26 protein-coding genes and 2 pseudogenes are annotated in these 23,116 nt (G+C 67.7%); 22 read left to right on the plus strand and 6 right to left on the minus strand.

Features of this window, described 5'->3' with window-relative positions; genetic code table 11:
• The 3 genes from ACFKCF_RS60065 to ACFKCF_RS60075 form a co-directional block, all read left to right on the plus strand.
• A partial coding sequence (locus tag ACFKCF_RS60065; RefSeq protein WP_394506292.1) for a tyrosine-type recombinase/integrase occupies positions 1–745 on the plus strand: 745 nt, incomplete at its 5' end.
• On the plus strand, positions 742–1,074 hold the full coding sequence (locus ACFKCF_RS60070; protein WP_394506294.1) for a helix-turn-helix domain-containing protein: 333 nt from the start codon (positions 742–744) through the stop codon (positions 1,072–1,074). The genes ACFKCF_RS60065 and ACFKCF_RS60070, both read left to right, overlap by 4 nt.
• Entirely contained in the window at positions 1,071–2,414 is a 1,344-nt protein-coding gene (locus ACFKCF_RS60075) for a hypothetical protein (RefSeq protein WP_394506295.1), read from the plus strand. The genes ACFKCF_RS60070 and ACFKCF_RS60075 overlap by 4 nt, the downstream gene beginning before the upstream one ends.
• Here ACFKCF_RS60075 and ACFKCF_RS60080 read toward each other — a convergent pair.
• Positions 2,395–2,652, minus strand: a complete 258-nt coding sequence (locus ACFKCF_RS60080) for a hypothetical protein (protein ID WP_394506297.1) — start codon at positions 2,650–2,652, stop codon at positions 2,395–2,397. The two genes, ACFKCF_RS60075 and ACFKCF_RS60080, sit on opposite strands and share 20 nt — an antisense overlap.
• 158 nt (positions 2,653–2,810) lie before the next feature.
• Between ACFKCF_RS60080 and fxsT the strand changes: the two genes are divergently transcribed.
• The 12 genes from fxsT (at position 2,811) to ACFKCF_RS60140 (ending at position 13,813) form a co-directional block, all read left to right on the plus strand.
• Positions 2,811–4,916: an FxSxx-COOH system tetratricopeptide repeat protein gene (fxsT, locus tag ACFKCF_RS60085; RefSeq protein ID WP_394506298.1), complete on the plus strand. Its 2,106-nt coding sequence runs from the start codon at positions 2,811–2,813 to the stop codon at positions 4,914–4,916.
• A 245-nt stretch (positions 4,917–5,161) separates the two neighbouring features.
• Positions 5,162–5,578, plus strand: coding sequence for a hypothetical protein (locus ACFKCF_RS60090; RefSeq protein ID WP_394506300.1), 417 nt, complete (start codon positions 5,162–5,164; stop codon positions 5,576–5,578).
• Positions 5,579–5,604: 26 nt separating this feature from the next.
• The gene (locus ACFKCF_RS60095) at positions 5,605–6,675 is read left to right on the plus strand and encodes a hypothetical protein (protein WP_394506302.1); all 1,071 of its coding nucleotides are present in this window, start codon (positions 5,605–5,607) and stop codon (positions 6,673–6,675) included.
• A gap of 233 nt (positions 6,676–6,908) precedes the next feature.
• Positions 6,909–7,157: a hypothetical protein gene (locus ACFKCF_RS60100; RefSeq protein ID WP_394506304.1), complete on the plus strand. Its 249-nt coding sequence runs from the start codon at positions 6,909–6,911 to the stop codon at positions 7,155–7,157.
• A 104-nt stretch (positions 7,158–7,261) separates the two neighbouring features.
• Positions 7,262–7,903: a PadR family transcriptional regulator gene (locus ACFKCF_RS60105; protein ID WP_138460723.1), complete on the plus strand. Its 642-nt coding sequence runs from the start codon at positions 7,262–7,264 to the stop codon at positions 7,901–7,903.
• Between the two features lie 104 nt (positions 7,904–8,007).
• Positions 8,008–8,973: an ATP-binding cassette domain-containing protein gene (locus ACFKCF_RS60110; RefSeq protein WP_394506305.1), complete on the plus strand. Its 966-nt coding sequence runs from the start codon at positions 8,008–8,010 to the stop codon at positions 8,971–8,973.
• Positions 8,970–9,815, plus strand: a complete 846-nt coding sequence (locus tag ACFKCF_RS60115; protein WP_394506307.1) for an ABC transporter permease — start codon at positions 8,970–8,972, stop codon at positions 9,813–9,815. The genes ACFKCF_RS60110 and ACFKCF_RS60115 overlap by 4 nt, the downstream gene beginning before the upstream one ends.
• Before the next feature lie 103 nt (positions 9,816–9,918).
• The gene (locus ACFKCF_RS60120; protein WP_394506309.1) at positions 9,919–10,341 is read left to right on the plus strand and encodes a DoxX family protein; all 423 of its coding nucleotides are present in this window, start codon (positions 9,919–9,921) and stop codon (positions 10,339–10,341) included.
• A gap of 27 nt (positions 10,342–10,368) precedes the next feature.
• A complete protein-coding gene (locus ACFKCF_RS60125) occupies positions 10,369–11,202 on the plus strand; it encodes an alpha/beta fold hydrolase (RefSeq protein WP_394506311.1) in 834 nt (277 codons plus the stop codon).
• A 421-nt stretch (positions 11,203–11,623) separates the two neighbouring features.
• The gene (locus tag ACFKCF_RS60130) at positions 11,624–11,998 is read left to right on the plus strand and encodes a hypothetical protein (protein WP_208758998.1); all 375 of its coding nucleotides are present in this window, start codon (positions 11,624–11,626) and stop codon (positions 11,996–11,998) included.
• 218 nt (positions 11,999–12,216) lie between these two features.
• Positions 12,217–12,822: a recombinase family protein gene (locus tag ACFKCF_RS60135; RefSeq protein ID WP_394506313.1), complete on the plus strand. Its 606-nt coding sequence runs from the start codon at positions 12,217–12,219 to the stop codon at positions 12,820–12,822.
• Between the two features lie 124 nt (positions 12,823–12,946).
• The gene (locus ACFKCF_RS60140; protein WP_394506327.1) at positions 12,947–13,813 is read left to right on the plus strand and encodes a DNA adenine methylase; all 867 of its coding nucleotides are present in this window, start codon (positions 12,947–12,949) and stop codon (positions 13,811–13,813) included.
• A gap of 7 nt (positions 13,814–13,820) precedes the next feature.
• On the opposite strand, the gene ACFKCF_RS60145 is transcribed toward ACFKCF_RS60140, so the two are convergent.
• From ACFKCF_RS60145 to ACFKCF_RS60155, 3 genes and pseudogenes are all read right to left on the minus strand, one after another.
• Complete coding sequence (locus ACFKCF_RS60145; RefSeq protein WP_394506315.1) at positions 13,821–14,576, minus strand: Tn3 family transposase; 756 nt, start codon at positions 14,574–14,576, stop codon at positions 13,821–13,823.
• 95 nt (positions 14,577–14,671) lie between these two features.
• Positions 14,672–15,204, minus strand: a pseudogene (locus ACFKCF_RS60150) (GNAT family N-acetyltransferase).
• A gap of 76 nt (positions 15,205–15,280) precedes the next feature.
• A pseudogene (locus ACFKCF_RS60155) lies at positions 15,281–16,099 on the minus strand (tyrosine-type recombinase/integrase); the annotation flags it as partial.
• Between the two features lie 245 nt (positions 16,100–16,344).
• On the opposite strand from ACFKCF_RS60155, the gene ACFKCF_RS60160 reads away from it, so the two are divergent.
• Positions 16,345–17,322: a tyrosine-type recombinase/integrase gene (locus ACFKCF_RS60160; RefSeq protein ID WP_394506316.1), complete on the plus strand. Its 978-nt coding sequence runs from the start codon at positions 16,345–16,347 to the stop codon at positions 17,320–17,322.
• 47 nt (positions 17,323–17,369) lie between these two features.
• Here the strand turns inward: ACFKCF_RS60160 and ACFKCF_RS60165 are convergent, their stop codons facing one another.
• Together ACFKCF_RS60165 and ACFKCF_RS60170 are read right to left on the minus strand one after the other, a co-directional pair.
• Entirely contained in the window at positions 17,370–18,338 is a 969-nt protein-coding gene (locus tag ACFKCF_RS60165; protein ID WP_394506318.1) for an alpha/beta hydrolase, read from the minus strand.
• A 102-nt stretch (positions 18,339–18,440) separates the two neighbouring features.
• A complete protein-coding gene (locus tag ACFKCF_RS60170; protein WP_364857679.1) occupies positions 18,441–18,758 on the minus strand; it encodes an antibiotic biosynthesis monooxygenase in 318 nt (105 codons plus the stop codon).
• Positions 18,759–18,901: 143 nt separating this feature from the next.
• Here ACFKCF_RS60170 and ACFKCF_RS60175 point away from each other — a divergent pair, with 143 nt between their 5' ends.
• From ACFKCF_RS60175 to ACFKCF_RS60200, 6 genes are all read left to right on the plus strand, one after another.
• Entirely contained in the window at positions 18,902–19,795 is an 894-nt protein-coding gene (locus tag ACFKCF_RS60175; protein WP_148646602.1) for an AraC family transcriptional regulator, read from the plus strand.
• Positions 19,796–19,950: 155 nt separating this feature from the next.
• Positions 19,951–20,700 (plus strand): SDR family oxidoreductase, encoded by a 750-nt coding sequence (locus ACFKCF_RS60180; protein WP_364857673.1) that lies wholly within the window; start codon positions 19,951–19,953, stop codon positions 20,698–20,700.
• Positions 20,701–21,236: 536 nt separating this feature from the next.
• Entirely contained in the window at positions 21,237–21,710 is a 474-nt protein-coding gene (locus tag ACFKCF_RS60185) for a hypothetical protein (protein WP_394506320.1), read from the plus strand.
• Positions 21,707–21,916 (plus strand): hypothetical protein, encoded by a 210-nt coding sequence (locus ACFKCF_RS60190; RefSeq protein WP_394506322.1) that lies wholly within the window; start codon positions 21,707–21,709, stop codon positions 21,914–21,916. Before ACFKCF_RS60185 ends, ACFKCF_RS60190 begins: the two co-directional genes overlap by 4 nt.
• Entirely contained in the window at positions 21,913–22,071 is a 159-nt protein-coding gene (locus ACFKCF_RS60195; RefSeq protein ID WP_394506323.1) for a hypothetical protein, read from the plus strand. Before ACFKCF_RS60190 ends, ACFKCF_RS60195 begins: the two co-directional genes overlap by 4 nt.
• A 390-nt stretch (positions 22,072–22,461) precedes the next feature.
• Positions 22,462–22,896, plus strand: coding sequence for a hypothetical protein (locus tag ACFKCF_RS60200; protein ID WP_394506325.1), 435 nt, complete (start codon positions 22,462–22,464; stop codon positions 22,894–22,896).
• Positions 22,897–23,116 lie beyond the last annotated feature (220 nt).

Here is a 23,116-nt window from a genome sequence, read left to right on the forward strand (position 1 = left end):
ACAACGCGACGGCGTCCGCCTTGAACTCCGGCGGGTACGACTTCATCGCCACGTGGAACTCCTTGTCTCCGGATCTCCATCATCCGGTACTCAAGGTGTCCACACATCGGGGGCAAGGGCCGTCGCCCGGATCCGGGCCGCCGGCCGCAAGGGCTGGCTGGCCGCGTTCCGGGACGCCACCTTGTTCAAGGTCGCCTACGCCTACGGGCTGCGCCGCAACGAGGTGCGGATGCTGGACGTGGCCGACTTCGGCCGCAACCCGCATGCTGCCGAGTTCGGCGAGTACGGCGTCTGCTACGTGCGGTACGGCAAGGCGATGAAGGGCTCGCCACCTAAGCCGCGCAGCGTCTTGACGGTCTGGCCGTGGGTGGTGGAGGTCCTGTCCGAGTGGGCCGAGACGATGCTGCCCGCCTTCGACCGGGACGGCGGTCCCGCGCTGTGGCCGACGGAGCGCGCCGAGCGCCTCTCGCTCGGGGCGATTAACCACCGCTTCGCCGCCTACCGCTGCGCTCTGGGCCTGACCGATGGGCTGGATTTCCATTCGCTGCGCCGCTCGTACGTCACCCACCTGATCGAGGACGGCTGGGATCCGTTCTTCGTGCAGCAGCAGGTCGGCCACGAGCACGCCTCCACCACCTCGATCTACACCTGCGTGTCGTCGGACTTTCGCGTCCGCACCCTGCGCAGCGCCCTGGACGCCACCTTGAACGCGGCCTTGCGGCCGACCGGCGGGAGGATGCGATGAAACGGAGCGTCGGCTACCGGTGGCGGCTGCGCGAGGTGATGGCCCAGCACGGCATGTTCCGGGTTAACGACCTGATCCCGCACCTGGCCGAACGGGGCATCACCCTGTCGACCTCGCAGGTGCACCGCCTGGTCAGCGGTACCCCGGAACGGCTGTCGCTGCCGGTGCTGGCCGCATTGTGCGACATCTTCGCCCTCACCCCGTCCGACCTGATCGCGACCACCGCCGAGAACGTCGCACGCCCCCGCGCCGCCAGCACGGAGGGCGGGCCGGTCGTCGACCTGGCCGATCTGCGTCCCACCCGCGCCCGCATCCATCCCGAACCATGACCTTGCGGGCCGCACCACCTCCAGAGCCGCAGGCCGCCGGGCCGCACCGGATCGACGACCCCCTGCTGCAGCGGGCGCGGATCACCCTGCCCCCACCCCGCACGGACCCCGCCTACCGGGCCTGGTTGCGAGACCAGCGGCGCTGGTGGACACCCGACCGCCAGCGTCTGGCCGACCTGCTGCACGATCTCCTCGCCGACCAGCGCGGCTTGCCAGCCCCGCACCTGGCCGGCCTCTGGCTGCTGCTGATCGCGATGCCCAACCCGGTGCGCGGCCTGACCTGGATCACCAACAATTCCCGCGTCCCCGAATACCTGCGTGGCCTGGCCGATGGAAGCATTCCACTCACTCATCAAGCCCTGCATGAGCTGGCCAGTTGGCGCACCGCCGCGCACCTGCGCGATCTGCTCATGGCCGCCGGTGCGCTGCCCCGCCTGGATCGGCAGATCCTGTTGTTCGAAGGCTGGTATCAGCACCGCCTCGCGGCGATCACCGATCCTGAGCAGGCCCGGCTGCTGCGCCGTTTTGCCGGCTGGTACCTGCTGCCCAAGCTCCACGCCCAGGCTTCGCGCCGTGTGCTCGGCTCCGCCTCGCGCAACGTCGCGGCCGGCCGCCTCACCACGGCCGCGGCCTTCCTTACCTGGCTGGCCGCCCGCCAGCACCGTCTGGGCGAGACCGACCAGGCCGACATCGACCGCTGGTACGCCGGACAGCCGGACCCGGACCGGGCCCGAGCGTTCCTGCGCTGGGCCATGACCGACGGCCACATGCCCCTTCTGAAGCTGCCCACCCCGACCCGCCGTCCCCTGGCCCCGATCAGCCAGCACCGGCGCCTGGCCCTGCTGCGCCGCTGCCTGACCGACACCACGATCCCGCTACGCGCCCGGGTCGCCGCCTGCCTGGTCCTGCTCTACGCCCAGCCGGTCAGCCGGCTGCTCCGGCTCACCCTCGACGACCTCATCGTCGGCTCCGACGGCCAGAGGTTCCTGCGCCTCGGCACCCCGCCCACGCCCGTCCCCGAACCGTTCGCCGCCATGCTCACCGAGCTGGCCGCCGCCCGGGCCAACATGAACACCGCCACCAACGCCGACGCACGCTGGCTCTTCCCCGGCGGCCGCACCGGGCAGCCCCTGACCTCCAACGCGCTGCTGCCGCAGCTGCGCGCTCTGGGTATCCAGGCCACGCAGACCCGCACCGCCGCCTTCCGCCAGCTCGTCCTGCAAGCCCCCGCCCCGGTCGTGGCCGACGCCCTGGGCTTTCGCCCGTCCACCGCCACCAAGCACGTGACCGCGGCCGGCGGCACCTGGAACCGCTACCCGCTCACCCGTCCCCCTCGCTAGCTGGGCAAGTCAGATCGTCCAGAACCAGATCCAACCGCTCGGCCAGGGCGAGCACGGCCTGCACGGCGGCGTCGAGGTCACGCGGCGGTCCATGGGTTGTGCCGGCGGCGGCGAGCTGGTCCAGGCCGGCGGTGTAGACCGACAGCAGACGCCTGATCGCCTGCAGTTCTATGAGTACTGCGCGCCGCTCTCCGGCGGGCAGTTGCCCTCGGGTGGCGATCCAATGGCGATATGACACTTCCGTCCAACCCGGCTCGCCCTGGTCACCTGCATGGCGATGGCCGTACCGAGGCGAGCGGGGGGCGGGCGGTCTCAGTTGGTGGGGAGCTCTCCGGTTCGGTTTTCACCGGGGATATACGGCTGCTGTCGCGGCGATCGTTACCCGATGCAGCCCGAGTGGAAGCGCCAGAGGCACTGGTCGGGCTGCCGCGCCGACCGGTAGCCGCCTTCGTCGGCCGAGAGCACGCCCTATCCGTGCTGCGGGACGCCCTGGTAACCGGACCCGGCATCATCTCCCAGGCCATTGTTGGGCTCGGCGGCGTGGGCAAAAGCGAATTAGCCCTGCAGTACGCGCATCGGCATCGAGCCGACTACCGGCTGATGTGGTGGATGGAGGCCGACAGCCCTGCCCAGATTCAAGCAGGCCTGGCCGGGCTTACCAGGGCAATGGTCGCGGGGATCGACTCTGTGGCCGCCGAGCAGGCCACCACAGAGGAAGCCGCTGCCTGGGCGCTGGCCTGGCTGAGCAGCCGCACTGGCTGGCTGGTGGTCTTCGACAACGTCGAAGAGACCACCCACATCGACCCGTACCTGGCTCGGCTCTCCCGCGGGCATGTGCTGATCACCACCCGGCGCGACATCGGCTGGCAGCACCTTGGCATCACCCCCGTGCGGCTTGACCTGCTGGACCGCCAGGCTTCTGTCGACCTGCTCGCCGACCTCATCGGCCCACCGGCCGAGGGCCAGGCCAAACTGCTGGATGAGCTGGCACTCCGGCTCGGCGACCTGCCACTGGCACTGACTCAAGCCGGTGCCTACATCACCCGCACCCCCCGCGTCACCCCGGCCCGGTACCTGCATCTGCTCACCGACGCACCCGCCCGTATTCACGCTGCCGCACCGGTCGGCGGGGACGCCGCACGAGTGGTGGCCAAGGTCTGGGCACTGTCCCACCAGCGAATCGGCGTGGTCAACCCACTGGCGGTGCATCTGCTCAAGCTGCTGGCCTGCTATGCCCCCGACAACCTACCGATCACCGTCCTGGACGGCCTGGACGAGACCAACGAACTGGCTGTGGACGAGGCGCTCGCCCTGCTGGCCTCCTACAGCATGATCACCATCACTGCGGCCTCGCAAAAAGACTCCAGGAATGGTGAGGAGGAGCTGGTGAACATGCATCGCCTCACCCAGGCCGCGGTTTGGCATCAGCTTCCTGCGGCGCAGCGTGACCACTATCGCCAGGTCGCCGCAAGCCTGTTAGAAAACGCGCTACCGGACGATCCGGAACTCGCAGCAACCTGGCCACGCTATGCACTATTGCTCTCTCACGCACGCTTCGTGCTGACCGCCCAAGCCAACGGTATGCGCAAAATCGCCCGCTATCTCGGCGTGAGCGGCGACTACCGCACCGCCAAAGCTCTCTACCAGGAGATTTTTGACAACACTCGGGCGAACCTGGGATCCGAGCACCCCATCACTTTGACCGCACGGTCCGATCTTGCGCGCTGGACGGGATGGACGGGAGACGCCACCGCCGCTCGGGACCAGCTCGCCGCCCTACTCCCCGTCGAGGAACGCGTGCTCGGTGCCGAGCACCCCCAAACCCTTCTCACTCGGCATAATCTCGCGCGCTGGACAGGGGATGCGGGGGATGCGGTGGCCGCCCGTGACCAGTTCGCTGCTCTGCTCCCCATCCGCGAACGCGTGCTCGGTGCCGAGCACTCCTCTACGCTGGCTACCCGGCATAACCTCGCGCGTTGGACAGGGCAGGCGGGAGATGCGACAGCCGCCCGGGACCAACTCATCGCCCTGCTCCCCATCCGCGAACGCGTGCTCGGTGCCGAGCACCCCGATACGCTGACCACCCGGCACAATCTTGGCTGCTGGATAGGAAACGCGGGGGACGCAGCAGAAGCCCGCGACCAGTTCGCCGCTCTGCTCCCCGTCGAGGAACGCATCCTGGGTATCGAGCACCCCTCCACGCTGGCTACCCGGCATAACCTCGCGCGTTGGACAGGGCAGGCGGGAGATGCGACAGCCGCCCGGGACCAACTCATCGCCCTGCTCCCCATCCGCGAACGCGTGCTCGGTGCCGAGCACCCCGATACGCTGACCACCCGCCACGAGCTTGCACGTTGGACGGGATGGGCGGGGGATGCGACAGCCGCTCGCGATCAGCTCACTGCCCTGCTCCCCGTTCGCCAGCGCGTTTCAGGCGTCAATCATCCCGACACTCGAAGCATCCGGGTCGACCTCACCCGCTGGACGGATCACGCACCGTGAAAGAGAGGGCTCGGCTTTCCTCACAGCCGAACTCCACTGGGAAGATACGACACAGTCGAATACGTCACGGCACCGGTCTTCTGTGCCTTATCGCATTGGATGCGACTATTGCGCCTTGTGTCGTATTGCCTCGGGTGCGGGGTCTGATTCGGGGATATCTCTAGGCTTGCCCAGTAGCGCCTGGCGGACGTCGTATCGCGGCGTACGATCGGCTCACCCGCTGAAGTCGATCGGAGGGGCGGCGTATGGACGTCTCTGCTGTGGTGGCGTTAGTGATGCCCTACGTGAGCGCGGCGATCGGCGCCTACGGAAGTGCGGTGCTGACCAAAGCGCAGGACGTGGCCGCCGATGAGACGGTCGGCCTAGGGCGTCGCCTGCTGCAGCGCATCTGGCAGCGGCCGGAAAGCCAGGCCGAACTGCAAAGCGCGGTGTCCGACCGGGTTCAGGCGCCCGACGATGACGACAGCCTGGCCGCGCTGCGGTTACAGATCAAAAAGGCGCTCGCGGCCGACCCTGCGCTGGTCAAGGAACTCGCCGACATGCTCGGCCCGGCCGCCGCTCCGGCGGCGATGACGGTGAGCGCGGTCGGTGAGCGAGCGGTGGCTGCGAGAACCAATACCGGCATTATCCAGACCGGCGACGACGCCCGCGCCGAGCGGTGAGCATCCCTCCGCCGGAGCACCCATCCGTGTCCGCCCGCGGGCCGCGCGCGGTCAGCGTGGGCGGGAGCAACCCGGGCATCATCCAAACCGGCGACTACGCCTCGGCGACCATCGTGCAGCCGACCGGTCCGGCTCCACAGGCCCTGGCCGGCCTGCCAGCCGCACCCGCAGGCTTCATCGGCCGCATCGAAACCTTGGAGGAGACGCTAGCGTTTTTGAACCCGACCAGCGGAGGCGGGACAGGGTTGGTGGTGTCGGCGGTGGCGGGGATGGCCGGGGTGGGCAAGACCGCGCTGGCGCTGGTGGCCGCTCACCAGGCCATGGAGCAGGGCTGGTTCGGCGGCGGGGTGTTCTTCATTGACCTGCGTGGCTACACCCCCGACCCCGGCGAACGCGTACCGGCTGCGGCAGCGGCGGGGCAGTTGCTGCGCGCGATGGGCATCCGCAACGCCGATCTCCCGCCGACCGGAGAGGAGCAACTGCGTTTGTATCGGTCCCTGCTGGCCGACCGCGCCCACCAGGGACTGCCGGTGCTGGTGGTGGCCGACAACGCCGCCGTCACCGGCCAGGTCGAGCCGTTGCTGCCGGCCCAACCCTGTCACCGGCTGCTGATCACCTCTCGGCACACCCTGACGCTGCCCGCCCACCTCATCGACCTGACCGTCCTGCCCGAGCCAGAGGCCCTCGACCTGCTGCGCACCGCCCTACAGGTGAGCCGACCCGATCTGCGTGTCGAGGCCGAGCCCGAACAGACGGCGGCGATCGCCCGGCTGTGCGGATACTTGCCGCTGGCCTTGCAGGTCATCGCTGCCCTGCTGCGCACCGAACCGGGCCGGCCGCTAGCCGACATGGCCGCCGAACTCGACGACGCCCGCCGGCGGCTGACTGTCTTGGACAGCGGTGACCTCGATCAGCATGGCAGGCCGATCGCGGTGGCGGCCGCCTTCGACCTCTCCTACCAGCATTTGGAACACACCCAGCCGGAGCAGGCCCGGCTCTTTCGCCTGCTGCCACTCAATCCCGGCCCGGACCTGTCCCTCCAGGCCGTCGCGGCCTTGACGGGGCATGACGAGCATCGGAACGAAAAGTCCCGTTAGCGGAGCTCGACTCGGCTCCTTGCCGTGACTTTTCGTTCGGTTGCGCTTCACGGACGGGTTCCCGCAGGTCACGAACCCAGGCTGAGTCCCGCGAGCTTGGGACCGCGAGTCAGATGGGGAAGCGGTCGACGCGGAGGACGGCGACCTCGCGTTGTTGGCTTTGGAGGTCTCCACCAGCACCGCTTGTAGGTCAGTGCTGACACCACCCGGACCAGGAGGGCACCCTAGTGTTGGTGGGAGTTGACACCACCCTGGCGGGCGCGCAAGCGGAGCTCGTAGAGCAGGCCAAGTGGCGGGAGCACCCCAATCGGGACGCCCCCGAGCACGTCCGCGATCAGGCCGAACTGTGGGCGGGACACGCACGCACCGAACTGGAGTGGGCGAAGAGCCTGAGCAAACGACTGTCTGAGGGCGCCTACACCATGGCCGATGATCCGGGTTCGTGGCGAACGGTCCCCGGTCACCTCAAGATGCGCTTCTAATCAAACTTGACTAGACGTTTCCTCCTCGTGTACTCTGGCCAAGTAGTCAAACTGGACTAGTCTCTACCAATCCGTTCGCAACACCGAGAGAAGGAATCGAACCCATGGGAAAGTTCGCGATCGAGACGAGAGGGTTGAGCGGAGGTGGGCGCGTGTCGGCGACGAAGCTCCTGGTACTCGGTATCGTGCACCTCTCCGGCGGCGCGCATGGCTACCAGGTGCGGTCCGAACTGCAGAGCTGGGGTGCGGAGAGTTGGGCCAAGATCAAGCCCGGCTCGATTTATCACGCGCTGAAGAAGGCGGCGGCTGATGGCCTCCTCACCGAACACGCCGAGCCGGGCAACTCTGGGCCGGAGCGCGTTCTGTACCGCGCGACAGCTCGGGGACGTGACGAGATGGTCGAACTGGTCCGCGACGGTCTGCGGCGCACCCACGACGCGGACATGCTCAACGCGTCCATCGCCATGTTGCCCATGCTGACCAGGACAGATGCCATCGCGCAGGTTAACGAGCGGGTCGCGCGCCTGGAAGCGGAGCTCGTAGAGCAGGCCAAGTGGCGGGAGCACCCCAATCGGGACGCCCCCGAGCACGTCCGCGATCAGGCCGAACTGTGGGCGGGACACGCACGCACCGAACTGGAGTGGGCGAAGAGCCTGAGCAAACGACTGTCTGAGGGCGCCTACACCATGGCCGATGATCCGGGTTCGTGGCGAACGGTCCCCGGTCACCTCAAGATGCGCTTCTAATCAAACTTGACTAGACGTTTCCTCCTCGTGTACTCTGGCTAAGTAGTCAAACTTGACTAGTCTCTACCAATCCGTTCGCAACACCGAGAGAAGGAATCGAACCCATGGGAAAGTTCGCGATCGAGACGAGAGGGTTGAAGAAGAGCTTCGGCACGACCCACGCGGTCGCCGGTGTGGACCTGGCCGTGAGCGCCGGGGGCGTGTACGGCGTGCTCGGTCCGAACGGGGCGGGCAAGACCACCACGATCCGCATGCTGGCCACGCTCCTGCGCCCCGACGCCGGAGAGGCGCAAGTGCTCGGCTACGACGTCGTGCGTGACGCCCAGGCGGTGCGGAGCAGGGTGGGCCTCACCGGGCAGTTCGCGTCGGTCGACGAGGACCTCACCGGGGTGGAGAACCTGTTGCTGCTCGCCAGGCTGCTCGGCTACTCACGCCGCCGAGGCAGGCAGCGGGCGACCGACCTGCTCGACGCGTTCGGTCTTGCCGAGGCGGCCGACCGGCAGGTGAAGAAGTACTCCGGCGGGATGCGCCGGCGCATCGACATCGCGGCGAGCCTGGTCGTCACCCCCGAACTGATCTTCCTCGACGAGCCCACGACCGGGCTCGACCCGCGCAGCAGGAACCAGGTCTGGGAAATCGTCAGGGGCATGGTCGCCGAGGGCGCCACCGTGTTGCTGACCACGCAGTACCTCGACGAGGCCGACCAGCTGGCCGACCGGATAGCGGTGATCGACCACGGGAAGGTGATCGCCGAGGGCTCGAGCGGCGAGCTCAAGGCATCGGTCGGCGCCGGCTCGCTGCACGTACGGCTACGTGCGCCCGAGCAGCGGGCCGAGGCCGAACGGGTCCTCGCCGGCGTCCTCGAGGTGCCGGCCGAGCCGTCCGCCGACCCGGCCGCGCTGTCCGCGCGGATCTCCGACCCCGAGCGGGTCGCCCGCGCCCTGGCCGAGCTGTCCCGCAGCGGCATCGACGTCACCGAGTTCGCGCTCGGTCAGCCGAGCCTGGACGAGGTGTTCCTCACCCTGACCGGACACGCCGCCGAGGAGACACCCGAGGAGGATGCCGCATGAATGCCACGACCGCGGAGCAGGCGTCGGCGCCGGTCACCGAGGACGCGCTGCGCAGTGTGCTGTTGGCCGGTGAGCGGCCGTCTCGCCCCGGCCCGGTGCTCACCTCGTTGACATTCGGCTGGCGGGCGCTGCTGAAGATCAAACACGTGCCCGAGCAGCTCGTCGACGTGACCCTGTTCCCGATCATGTTCACGCTGATGTTCACCTACCTGTTCGGCGGCGCGCTCGCCGGGTCGACACAGGCGTACCTACAGTTCCTGCTGCCCGGCATCCTGGTGCAGGCGAACGTCATGATCACCATGAACACCGGCATTACGCTGAACACCGACATCCAGAAGGGGGTGTTCGACAGGTTCAGGTCACTTCCGGTGTGGCGACCGTCGCCGCTGGTCGGCGCCCTGCTCGGCGATGTGATGCGCTACTCGATCGGGTCGGCGATCGTGATCACGCTCGGACTGGTCCTAGGGTTCCGGCCGGAGGGCGGCGCCGTCGGCGTGGTGCTCTCGGTGGTGCTGCTGCTGGTGTTCTCGTTCTGCCTGTCGTGGCTGTGGACGATGCTCAGCCTGATCCTGCGCACGCCGAACTCGGTGGCGGGGGTCAGCATGATGGTGATGTTCCCGCTGACGTTCGTGAGCAACATCTTCGTGGACCCGAAGACGATGCCCGGGTGGATGCAGGCGGTCGTCGAGGTCAACCCGATCACCCACCTGGCGACCGTGGTACGCGGCCTGATGGACGGCTCGGTGCCCGCCGGGGAAATCGGCTGGGTGCTCGTCTCGTCCGTACTTCTCGTCGCGGTCTTCGGTCCCATCACCATGGTCCTCTACCGCAACAAGAAGTAGATGCCGCTACCGCGAGCACTTGGTCGAAATCAACTCCGACAACCCGGCCCACTCGGCCAACGCCATCACCGGTACCAGGCCCGGACACGACAAGGAGAGACGAATGAGCACCATCCCCAAGAACAACTCGGAAACCGTTGCGCACACGCCCGGGCGGGCGACCAGCATCGGGGTCTGGATTCTGCAAGTCGTGCTGGCGGCGATAATCGCCGGCGGCGGAATCTCGAAGCTCGCCGGCGACCCGGTCATGGTGGACATGTTCGCCGACATCGGGGCTGGCCAGTGGCTCCGGTACCTGGTCGGAGCGCTGGAGGTCGCGGGAGGGGTTGGACTTCTGATCCCGGCTCTGGCGGGCCTGGCCAGTCTCGGGTTGGCGGCATTGCTGACCGGTGCTGTCATCACCGATCAGTTCGTGCTCGAGCAGAGCCCTTGGCTGCCGCTCGCCTGTCTCGTCGTGGCGGCCGTGATCGCAAGGGCGCGGTGGTCGCGCACCGAGGCCGTCGTCGGCACGCTGCTCAGGCGCTGAGACAAACCTCTCGAACGGAGATGTGAGATGAACGAGATGGCCTTTCGCGTGACATCAAACGATGGCACCACCATCGCCTACGACCGGAAGGGAAGCGGCCCGGCTGTCGTCCTGGTAGGCGGCGCGCTGGACGACGGAGCCGAGAACGCTCCCTTGGTACCTGCTCTCGCCGAGCACTTCACGGTTTACAACTATGCCCGTCGGGGACGCGGCGCGAGCGGCTTCACCGAGCCCTACGCCGTGGAGCGGGAGATCGAGGACCTGGATGCGTTGATCGCGGAGGCGGGTGGCTCGGCACACCTGTTCGGGGCGTCCTCTGGTGGCGCGCTGGCGCTGGAAGCCGCCGCGGCCGGGTCAGCCATCGACACGATCGCCGTGTGGGAGGTGCCCTACGCGGTCGGGGACGACATACGCCCGCGATTCGAGGAGTACATCGCGGACACCCGACGCGCCTTCGACGCCGGGCGAGACGAGGAGGTTCTCGAACTGTTCATGCGCCTGTCCGGCGCTTCCGACGACAACATCGCGGCCAGGAAAGCGGCAGGCAAGCAGACGGCGCATTGGGCGGATTCGGTCGCCCTCGCGCCCACGCTGGTCCACGACAGCGTCTTCCTCAACCGCTACCAATTGCCGGCCGATCGACTGGCAACGGTCACCCAACCGGTCCTGGTCACCACCGGAGGACCGATCACGGTCCCCTACATGGCAGGCCTGCCCTCGGACTTCTTCGACCGCGCAGCCGACGAGCTTGCAGACCTACTACCCCACGCTCAACGGGAGACCCTCGAGGGGCCGGATCACGTCGTCGACCCACAGACCGTCGGCCCGCTGTTGCTACGGTTCTTCAGCAGCGAACACTGAGGGGCCCGCGAGGTGTTGCGGGAAGACCGATTAGGCACCGCGCAAGCAGATCTTCGTCGCGCCAGGGACACGGGGCGGACAGGTGGTGTCGAGGTTGATGTCGTCGGCGGCATCACAGGCCTGATCCTGGGCGTGCTCGTCACCAACGTCTTCGTCGCCACGCAAGGCCGGGCCGTCGTACTGACCTGGGCTTCAGTGGGACTCGATCTGGCCTACTCGCGGCTCATCGGCTCCGTCGTCGGTCGTACCCCGCACTCCGGGCCGCCTCAGTACCGCCCACCGAACCCCTGCGCAGCACATGACCAGGCACCTCGGTAGGGCCAGTGATTCCGGGCTGTGGTCGCATGCGGTCACCGTTCCCGGGCGGTGGCCCGGTGCCGAAAGTCGTGCCCACGGCGTGCTCACGTCAGGAGTGCCACCGATGACGCAGCCGCGTTCCCGGGTCGACCTGTACGCGGCGATCCGACGGGATGCCCGATCTGGGATGTCCAACCGCGCGCTGCAGCGCAAGCACGGCGTCGGCTTCCGAACCGTGACAGCGGCGCTGGAATCTGCATGGCCGAAGGAGAGAAAGCAACCGCCCAAACGCGGCTCACGGCTTGACGCGTACCGAGTGGTGATCGACGACTGGCTGCGCTCGGACCTCGACGCGCCGCGGAAGCAGCGACACACGGCGAAGCGGATCTTCGATCGCCTGCTTGACGAACATGACGGGGCCGGGGTGCGGAGTTGGTCCATCTCTTGTCAAGGTTCCGCCCCTACACACCGTTACCTCGCCCGTCGGCGTCTCAACTGATCATCTGGTTCAGCGACACGCACTTATCGAGGTGCTCGGACAGAACGCGGAACCTGGCAGAGATCCCGTTCCACTTCCTTGGAAGCGGAACGGCACGGCACGCTCGGCTGCCGGATCATGCGAACCGGGCATTCCGGCAGAGATCGCGTTCCAGAAGTCGTCCCACAATTATTGTTCCATAATGAACGTACGGAAACGAATTTAGGTACGATTTCGGTGTGGGCAGCGACGCACACCCGAACAACGGTCTGGAACTCGGCTACGCACGTGTCTCCACCACGAAGCAGTCCCTGGAGCGGCAGCTGGATGCGTTGACGGCGCAGGGCATCCCGGACGAGCGGATCTTCGTGGACAAGAAGACCGGCGCCTCCGTCGAACGCGAGGGCCTGCAGCGGTTGCTCGCCTACGCCCGATCGGGCGACGTCATCGTGTTGCACACCCTGGATCGGCTCGGCCGCAATCTGCGCGAGGTCCTCAACCTCGTTCACGAGCTGGCCGAGCGCGGTATTGGCGTCCGAACCCTGGCCGACCCGCTGCCTATCAACACCGCAGACGCGGGGATGGCTCGCGTGGCCTTCCTGCTGCTGGCCTTGTTCGCCGAGATGGAGCGCATCTTCACCGCCGAGCGCGCCGCCCACGCCCGCAGCGTGGCCGAGGCCAAGGGCAAGCACGTGGGCCGCCCCATCGCGCACCCCGCCGCAAAGATCGACTACGCGCGCCTGCTCAAGGCGGAAGGCGACTCCCTCGCACAGATCGCCGCCAAGACCGGCATCCCCAAGACCTCGCTCCACCGGTACCTGTCGTCGCCCAGCCGTGACGCCTGACCTGGACGGTGCTCATGCTCCCCCCGATCATCTACTACGGCGGCAAAGCCAAGCTGGCCGACCAGATCGCCGCGATGCTGCCGGCCACAGCCACTACATCGAGCCCTTCTGCGGATCCTTGGCGGTGCTGCTGGCCAAGCAGCCTGCCAAGCTGGAGACGGTCAACGACCTGGACCGCGACCTCATGACCTTCTGGAAGGTGCTACGCGACCGACCTGCCGAGCTCGTACGGCTGTGCGCGCTGACCCCGCATAGCCGCGCCGAGCACGACGCCGCCTACGGTGATCTGTCCGGCCTGGATGATCTGGAACGCGCCCGCCGGGTCTGGGTCCGCCTCACCCAGGGCCGGACCGGCACGCTCCGCAAGACCGGCTGGCGATTCGACGCGGCCGACACCGCCAGGATCTCCCTGCCCGCCCGGCTGAACGGCTACCTGGAGCGGATGCACGGCGTGGCCGAGCGTCTGGCTCGGGTGTCGCTGGAATGCCGCGACGCCTTGGAGGTCATCGAGGCGTACGGGCGGTTCCGCGGCAGCCTGCTGTATGTCGACCCGCCGTACCCGGGCAGCACCCGGGAGCGAAACTACCGGCACGAGATGACCGGCACTGACGCGCACCGCACGCTGGCCGAAGCGCTGCACCGCTGCCGGTCCACGGTGGTCGTCTCCGGGTACGCGTGCGAGCTGTACGACACCGAGTTGTACGCGGGCTGGCACCGCTACACGCTGGCGGCATCCACCAGTCAGGGCGGGACCTGGGAGAACCGCACCGAGGTGTTGTGGTCCAACCGGCCGCTGAACGCCACCGACGTGCTGTTCGACGCACGCAACGAAACCCTCCCGGCCACGACCAGGCCGTGTAACGAAAGGCCGTGTGAGGGGCCGGAATGCGGGCTTGTGGTACGGCAGGCGGCCACCGGCCGCCCGGCGCGGTTCTGCTCCACGGCGTGCCGCGTCGCCGCGCACCGGGCCGCCAAGACACCGACGACGTGACGGCGACCTACAGGGCGTCGTCCTCCCAGTCCGGCTCATCGGGGTTGCGCAGCTGACGGATGCCAGCGGGTCCGAGGTCGGGCAGGGCGAAGGAGTAGGTGCCGATCACGTTGATGTGCTTGCGGACGAACGGCGACAGCCGCGCGACATCTTCCTCTGCCAGCGGATAGCCCTCTGCCTTCAACTGATCGAGGGCCCTGTCCATGTAGAAGGTGTTCCACAGCGTGACGCAATTCAGAACGAGACCAAGCGCGCCGAGCTGGTCCTCCATGCCCTTGTAGTAGCGCTGGTAGATCTCGCCCTTCTTGCCGTGGAAGATCTTCCCGGCCAGCGCATGCCGGGATTCTTGCAGGTTGCGCACCCCCTTGATGTCGCGCCGGTAGGGCTCTTCAACTGCGTAGGTGAGGATGTGCAGGGTCTTGAAGATCCGGCCGTAGTGGGCGATCGCCTCCCCGAGCGGGGTGGGGTTGCCGTCCCGCTGGATCATCCGCATCACGTCGTAGGCGCGGATCTCGCCGGTGTAGATCGACACCACGACGCGCAGGATGTCGCCCCAGTGCCGTCTGATCTTGTCCAGGTCGATCTTCCCGCGGGCGAAGCGGGACAGGCTGCTGTAGTCGGCGTCCTGGATGCGCCAGCCCTTCTGGTCGGGGAGGTCGGCCAGCGCGGGTCGGTACTGCATGCCCAGCAGGTGGACCAGGCCGAACACGACGTCGCTGTTTATATGGACACTGTCAAGGCCTGTCGCCTGCTCATGAGTCATGATCGCTAAGGTGTTGGCCACCAACACGGGCAATCTTCGGGGATGGGTGCGGTGGGTGATGCCGTACGAACCATGGCGGCACGGAACAAGACGGATCAGTCGCGAAGTTCGCCTTCGAGAAGGCCCATAAGGATCATGTCGTGCCACTTGCCATCACGGCGGAAGCACTCGCGTACGCGGCCCTCCTCGACGAAGCCCACCTTCTCATAAACTCGGCGCGCTGCAGTGTTTTCTGCCGCGAAGTCCAGAGTGATCCGGTGCAAGCGCATTTCGTTGAAGCCGTACCTGCATATCAGGCGCATCGCCTCAGTGGCGAAGCCGCGACCCCAGACATCCTTTTCGCCAATCTGGATATCCAGCTCAGCGTTTCGACCTCCGGTTCCGCATCCCTGAGCCGGACGAACCCGACAGCACGCCGATCGTCGAGCGACTCGATGATGAACCGGCAATTCTCGTAGCTGTTGCGCGGCGCCTCTGCCAACCGCTCCTGTGCCTGCACGAACGACTCGGGGTAGCCGCTGCTCATCCAGCGCACCACCTCGGGGTCGTGACTCCAGCGCCAAATGCTCTCGAAATCCGCGGGCTCGACGGCACGTAGGCGAACAAGCCTTCCAGTCAGCATCGCCATGTTCTACCAGCATGCAATCTGGCCAATCAACTTGATTCCCTCGCCCTATGGAGAACAGTTCAGATCCAAGCACTCCTCAGTTCGTCGACGTGCATGATGACCTTCCTGAAGAGTTGCCGTCGCTCGGATTGGTGGTCTCGCCAAGGTCGGTGAGCAGGCCGGTGAGACGGCGGGCGACGGCGGTGTGCCGTTCGACTTCGCGGGTCCAGCCGCGTTCGTCGGCGTCCTGAACGAGTTGCTGTTCGACCTCCAGGCGGGCCCGGAGCCGTGGGGCGTAGTCCGGGGTGGTGACGAACTTGGCGCAGGTCAGGTAGAGGTCGCACTCGCAGGGGCCTTCGGCGGGTAGGCGCAGGCAGTGTCCAAGCTCGAGCTCAGTCTTGAGGAAGTTACTCTTCAGCCAGTCAACGGCCTCGGCGGGCAGCGTCCCGGACTTCAGCTCCTCAGCCGCGGGGCCGGCGACGACGGCGCCGGGTTCGAGGACGGACTTGTAGTCACGTAGCACTTCACGATCGCTGACCTGGGCATAGACCAGTGCCATGGAGACCGAGGAGTGGCCAAGGACCTTCATGATGGTGTGCAGCTTGGCGCCGCGTTCGGCGAGCTGGGTGCCGACGGTGTGCCGGAATCTGTGCGCGGAGATGGTGCCGCGTTCCTTGCCCTTCCAGCCGCCCGGACCGACCAGGCCAGCCTCCTTGCTGGCCTTCTGGAGCGAAGTCTCGAACAGGTAGGAGCTGGAGAGGACCTTGCCGTGACGGACGAACAGGTAGCGGATCTGCTCGCCGGTGCGTTCGTCGGTGAATGGTTTGTCTCGCCCAGGTCTGCGCAGGTCGATGAGCTGCTGGAGGGCGTCGGCGGCGTCCTGGTGCAGTGGCACCATCCGTTCCTTATAGGTCTTGCGGGCCGGGAGCCGGAGCCGAGGTGTTCCGTCGGGATAGGGGGTTGAGGAACATCGGAACGAAAACCGGCGCTAAGCCTCGATCGGCCCTGGTGGGCGGCTGACGGATGGTCGGCGGCGGGACCCGTCTGAAGTCTTCCGCAGATAACGCCCTATTATCTGCGGCATCGCTGATCACGACCTGCGGCGACGTTCTCGGGGCTGTGCACGAAGCGGCCCCGTTATCTGTGGCAAGGGGGGAAGCGGTGCCCGCCGTCGTACGACTGCCCGTCGGAAAGGCGTTGACCGTCCGCGCGGCGGCCGACGTGTTCCTCGACTCGCTCGACAACGCGAACACGCTCCGGTCGTACGGAATTGGCGTCGGCAAGACCGCCGACCACCTCGGTGATGCCCGCCCGCTCGCCACCGTCGCGGACGACGAGATCGGCGGCGCCCTCGAACAACTGTGGGGCGAGGCCGCGGTCAACACGTGGAACGCCCGGCGGGCGGCGGTGCTGTCGTGGCTGGGCTGGTGTGTCGAGCGCGGATACGACGGCCCGGCTGTCCCGGCCTGGGTGAAGCGGATGCACCCGCCGGACTCGGAGACCCCGGCCCGCTCGAAGATGGCCGTGGACCGGCTGATCGCCCGGCGCGAGGTCCACCTGCGGGAGAAGACGCTGTGGCGGATGCTGTACGAGACCGTCGCGCGGGCGGAGGAGATCCTCGGCGTCAACATCGAGGAGCTGGACCTTGCCGCCCGCAGGGCCCCGGTGAAGGCCAAGGGCTCGAAGCCGCGTACCCGCCGCCGCGGTGCCCCGCGCGAGGACTACGTCATGGAGCCCGTGTACTGGGACGCCGGCACCGCCCGCCTGCTGCCCCGGCTGATCAAGGGCCGCACACGCGGGCCGGTGTTCGTCACCCACCGCAAGCCGGGTCCCAGCAAGGTCCTCGCGCCGCGTGACGTGTGCCCGGACACCGGGCTGGTCCGGCTGTCGTACGGCCAGGCCCGCGCCCTGCTCGACGCCCACACCGCAGTCGGCGGGGTGCCGGGCACAGGCTGGGACCTGCACGAATACCGCCATTCTGGTCTCACCCACCTCGGCGAGGCCGGGGCCAGCCTGCCCATGCTGATGGCGAAGTCCCGGCACAAGAAGCCGGAGAACGTACGGCGCTACTTCCACCCCTCGGCGGAGGCGATCGCCGAGGTCACCAGCCTGCTCGCGCCCGGAGACAGCAGACGCTGAGGTCTTAGCCAAGGCTGAAGCGTACGACCGAAACTCGTCGACTTCACCTATGCGGCGGGGCTCGTGGGCAGGAGCCGGGCGAGCCAGTCGGTGCGGGTTCGGCGGGCTGTGGCCGAGATGTGTGCCTGAGGGGACAGGGCGTCGAATCCGTGGAAGCCGCCTGCCCAGACGTGGAGTTCGGCCTGGCCGCCGGCAGCCCAGATGCGGGTGGCGTAGTCGGTGGCCTCGTCGCGGAAGACTTCGGCGGAGCCGGCGTCGATGTAGGTGGTCGGCAGGCCCGCGAGGTCGTCGGCCAAGGCGGGTGAGACGTATGCGGGTACCTCGTCGTCGGTGAGGTCGCCGAGGAGGCAGCGCCATCCGAATCCGTTCATCTCCCGGGTCCAGACGCCGGGCCCGTTCGAGTACTGGAGGCTGGAGGTGGTGGTGTTGCGGTGGTCGAGCATGGGGCCGATCAGGACTTGGGCGGCGATCGTCGGGGTGTCGCGGTCGCGGGCCAGCAGGGTGACGCCGGCGGCGAGACCGCCGCCCGCGCTGGCGCCTGCGACGATGATCCGGTCGGGGTCGATGCCCAGTTCTTCGGCGTGGTCGGCGATCCAGAGCAGTCCCTGGTAGCAGTCGTCGACCGGGATGATGCCGGTGGCCTCGGGCGCGAGCCGGTAGCCGACGGAGACCACGACGGCGCCGAACTCGTCGAGCCACTCCAGCGGGATGTCGATCTGTGAGAAGCGGTCGCCCATGACCATCCCGCCGCCGTGCATCCAGTAGACGCAGGGTGCGGCGGTGGTGCGATCGGTGTTCGCGGGACTGAAGACGGACAAGGGGATCGTGGTGCCGTCCGGACTCGCAGCGGTGACCTCGCGCCGGTCGATCGCGCGACCTTCGAGGAGGGGATCGACGGGCATCGAGGAGAAGGGGCGTACCTGCGCCAGCACTTCCGGGCTGAGCTGGGACATCAGCGGCATGTCGGCCAAGAGTTCATGCAGTTCGGGGTCGAGGGCGGGTCGTGCCGTAGTCATGGTCGTTGCCTTTCGTGGGTGGTGGCGGGACGGTCGGGCGAGGAGGGGGCGCCTCAGCGGGCACCGCGGCGGCACGGGCTGGGGTGTGGGGTGTTCGGCGAGTCAGAAGGCGGCCTTGCCGCGGACCGGCACGTAGTCGGTGTACTCGGACTCCTTGGCCAGCAGTCCGCCGATCTGCGCCACGATGGCCTGGGCGGCCTCGCCGGCGAAGATCCGGTGGTGGTCCTCCTCGCTGGTCCAGCCCTCGGTGACGTGGACGACGTCGGGGGCGGACGCGGAACGGGAGACGAGGTAGACCACGCAGTACTTGCTCGCGCCGGGGCTGCCCTCGTGTAGGCCGGTCAGCAGCAGGTCGACGAGCCGGTCGCCCATTCCGGGCCTGGCGGTCAGGGTGGCGTTGAAGCCGTACGTGGCAATCATGGAGGCCTTCTTCTGCGTTGATGGAGTGAGGTGATTCCATTCAATCGCCGTGACCTGCGAAAACGTTAGAACGATGCTCGCTGGTACTTGCACGATCCTCGCGAGCACGGGAATTGCAGCACAGACAGTGCTGCAATGGACGTATGCACCTCGAAGAGCTCCGCACCCTGCTGGCCCGGCATGCCCGGCCCGACTGGACCACCGCCATCGACGGCGTCCTCATCTCCAAGGTCGACCGGCCGGATCCGCCAGCGCCCTCGATGTCCGGCACGGTGCTCGCAGTCATCGCCCAGGGTGCCAAACGCCTCGCGCTGGGCGACCGGGTCTACGCGTACGGCGCCGGGCAGTACCTGGTCGCATCCGTCGACCTGCCCGTCACCGGACAGTTCACCCAGGCCGCCCCCGAGCAGCCGGCCCTCGGCTTCGGCCTCACGCTGGAACCGTCCGCCGTCGCCGAACTGCTGCTGCAAGCCGGTCCCGGCGACACCCCCCGCCCCGCCGGAGGCACTCCGTCGGGGATCGCCGTCAGCGACGCCCCGCCCGCGCTGCTCGACGCGGTGGTCCGGCTGCTGCGCCTGCTCGACGAGCCCAGCGACCGCGCCGTACTGGCCCCGCTGGTCAAGCGCGAGATCCTGTGGCGCCTGATCACCGGCGAGCAGGGCGCGACGGTGCGCCAGCTCGGCCTCGCCGACAGCGGCCTCAGCCATGTCGCCCGGGCCGTGCGCTGGATCCGCGAGCACTACGCCGAGCCCTTCCGGGTCGAGGACGTGGCACGGCTGTCCGGGATGAGCGTCTCCGCGTTCTACCGCAACTTCCAGGCGGTGACCGCGATGAGCCCCATCCAGTTCCAGAAACAGATCCGGCTCCAGGAGGCCCGGCTGCTGCTCGCCACCCACCCAGGCGACGTCACCGGAGTCGGCCACCGCGTCGGCTACGACAACCCGTCGCAGTTCAGCCGCGAGTACCGCCGCCAGTTCGGCGCACCCCCGAGTCGGGACGCGGCCCGCCTGCGAAGCACCGCAGGCGTCCTTCCTTGAGCGGCCGGATTATGAGGGAGGATCGTGCAAGACGAAGCGACGATAGTTCTACTATTCCAGCAGGTCAGAGCGATTCAATGGGATCACCAGTTCTTCCGCGGGGCAGGAAAATGCCTGTCTATTCGCGGATCCCACTACATCGCAAGGATCACCGCATGAAGACAGTTCTGATCACTGGTACCTCAGCCGGATACGGACGGGAGACCGCCCTGTACTTCCACTCGCAGGGGTGGAACGTCATCGCCACGATGCGCACTCCGCGTGCGGGCGTCCTGCCCGAGTCGGACCGGCTGCGCGTCGTCGAGCTCGACGTGACCAAGCCCCAGACCATCACCGCCGCGTTCGAGGCGGCCGGGCCCATCGACGTCCTGGTCAACAACGCGGGCGTCCCGTCGATCAGCGTGTTCGAGGGCACCCCCATGGCCCGAGTGCGGGAAGTCTTCGAAACCAACACGTTCGGCGTGATGGCGACGACGCAGGCGGTGCTGCCCCAGTTCCGCGAGCGCGGCTCTGGCGTGGTGGTCAACGTGACCTCCAGCGTGGTGCTGGGCCACATGCCGCTCTCGGCCGTCTACAAGGCAAGCAAGATGGCCATCGAGGGATTCACCGCATCCCTCGCGCTCGAGCTCGCGCCCTTCGGTGTGCAGGCCAAGACGGTCCAGCCGGGCGCCTGCCTGACGACGAACTTCGCGGCCAACGCGACGAAGGGCGCCTCGCTGGACGAGCTGGTCCCGGCGCCCTACGCAACATGGGCGAAGAAGGCCATGGGCGACTTCACGGGCCAGGACCTGTTCACCAAGGAGAGCGACGTCGCCGAGACAGTGTGGCGAGCCGTGCACGACACGACCGGCCAGCTGCGATTCCCCGCCGGCCCCGACGCGGTCTCGCTCTCCCAGGCGAAGTGATCAGCCAGCAGGCAAGGTCACGCCGCACTGATACCAGGAGCCGGCCCCGCGCCCACGCACCGGGTCGGCTCGCCGTCGGGCGCTCACCCCGATGAACGGGAACCTGACCAACGACGAGAAGCCGGACCGGTTCGCCCTGGGCCACGGTCACCGCCGGGACGCCGTCTACGACCGGCCCGCCTGCCGACAGAAGGCGTACCGGGCCCGCCGGGCCGCCGAGCGGATCCGCGAAGCCGTAACAGCTCCGGCCGGTGTGTCGGTTCCCGTACCCCTCTCCGGGGCCTGGGCAGCGCAGACGCCTAGGTCAAGATGGTGGCGACCACGACGAGCCATCGTGCGACGTCACTCGTCGTCGGTGGCGTCCGGCCCGTAGCAGCGGATGACGGGGATAAAGGGCTTGCACAGGCGCCGGGCTGAGAGTTTGACTGCTCGCCATGCCTTCCCCCTCACCGATTTTCGTGGCAGGTACGGGTCGTTCGGGAACGTCACGGATCGCCGACATCATCGGCGAACATCCGCTGATCCATCGGATTCCCATGGAGACCAAGTTCCTCATCGACCCGGGCGGCCTGCGGGACCTGGCCGACGCGCTTACCGATCGATACGACCCCACCGTCGGTGAGGACGCCCTGCACCGGCTGAGCGACTTCCTCACCGTACGAGTGCCCGGCCGGCGCGACGATCGCGGCAAAACCGTTCCCGAGCTGGTCGGCGAGCGGCGCTACCGCGACGCGGTGCAACAGCTCTGGCCGCAGCTGATCGCGGACACATACGACGAACCTGCGCCCGCGGAAGGCTTCGGGAGCGCCGACCGGCCTGTCGGGCCGTTCGAGCCGCCGAGCCGCCGGCGGGTACTTCCCAGGTATTTCAGCGACCGGGGCGAACTGCTCGGAATCTTGCGGGGCCTGATCGACACCATGTTCGGCGGAGCAGCCGCGGACGCGGGCAAGCCGACCTGGTGCGAGAAGACACCGTTCAACCTCGCTCCTAACTTTCCGGCCGTCTCTTGAGCCCGCGCTTATGGGCGGGTGTACTGCACAACCGCACCGGCGGCATGATCGGCAGCTTCGACCAGCTCATCCACGAGGCCGCCAACGACGCCATCACCGACGGCACCGAGAAGATCACCAAGGCCCATCTCGACGCGGTCATCCTCGATGTCGCCGCCCAGACTCAGTTCACCCCGCCCCGCCAGCGCCGGGCAGGCCAGCAATGAAGGCCTGGCAGCAGACCGCCCAGCAACTGCCCGTCCGCGTCCGGCCGGTGCGCGGCGAGACGGTCATCTCCTACGTTTTCCGACTGGCCGACGCCAACGACCTCGCCCGCCCCACGATCCTGCTCGGCGCGCTGGGCCGGCCGACCCGGGCCTGACCCGGTCTCTGGTCAACGACTTCGACATCCGGGTCAACCCGCACTCCTTGGACCGGCTGGAGACAGCTCCGCAAAGCGCTACCCGGCCTGCACCGCCTCGACGACACCCTGCCCGAGGAGATTCCCGCGTTCCGACCCTCCCGTGCTTGGGGCCTGCACGACTACTGCGACCAATGCGCCGCCCGGCTGCCCGCGCAGCACACGATCAGGGTCTACGCGCTCTATTTCCCCAAGCTCTGCCGCAAGCACCGCGTCCGGCTCGCCGACAGGACCGATCTCACCAACACCCCGGAGATCATCACCGCCCACCGCCGCTACGGCCGACTCCTCGCCGCCACCGGCGACCGCCAGTGGGCCTACGGGCAGCTACACCGCGCCACCCGGATCATCATGGACTGGGCGCCCCACAGCTATCGCCTCGTTACCCGTCTGCATGAACGCTGGGAAGCCCGAGGCAAGACGCTCCCCGGCTTCCACACCCCGCACAACCCGACCCACCTGCCCGTCTATCCCGAAGCCGTCGCTCTGACCGAGGTCTTCTGCGACCTCGAATGGCGCCGCCACGTCGCGATGGTCCGCGAGTTCCAGATGGCCAACTTCTATCAACACGTCGCGAAACGCCTCAACCAGCCACCCGACTTCGCCTGCTGGCTGGAACGGCCTTGGACCCGCCTCCTGCGCCGCAACTACGAGTCGGTCCCCAACCCGCTCCAGCGGTGGATCAACGAGATCCGCCACAAGCACGCGAAGACCCGCACCGAGTTCTACGAACGCCACGCGGGGTTCACCCGAATCCCCTTCCCCGAAATCCGCCACTTCAAGTGAGAGACGATGACTAGTGACCACACCGAACACAAATGGCGAACCGCAGGTCAACCCCACTCAGCCCGCCAACGGGTGTGTCCAGTCAGTGGCTCTGGCCCACTTTCGGTGGTGACGGACCGTGGTTAGCCGAGCAGGATGCGATGGCGGAGGAGCGCGAAGCCGGCTCGCCCGTACATCTGCCTCTTGATCATTTTCGTTTTGGTGTTGACGCCTTCGGTGC

Origin of the sequence: Nonomuraea sp. JJY05, from assembly GCF_043496855.1 — a bacterium.
Taxonomy (GTDB): domain Bacteria; phylum Actinomycetota; class Actinomycetes; order Streptosporangiales; family Streptosporangiaceae; genus Nonomuraea.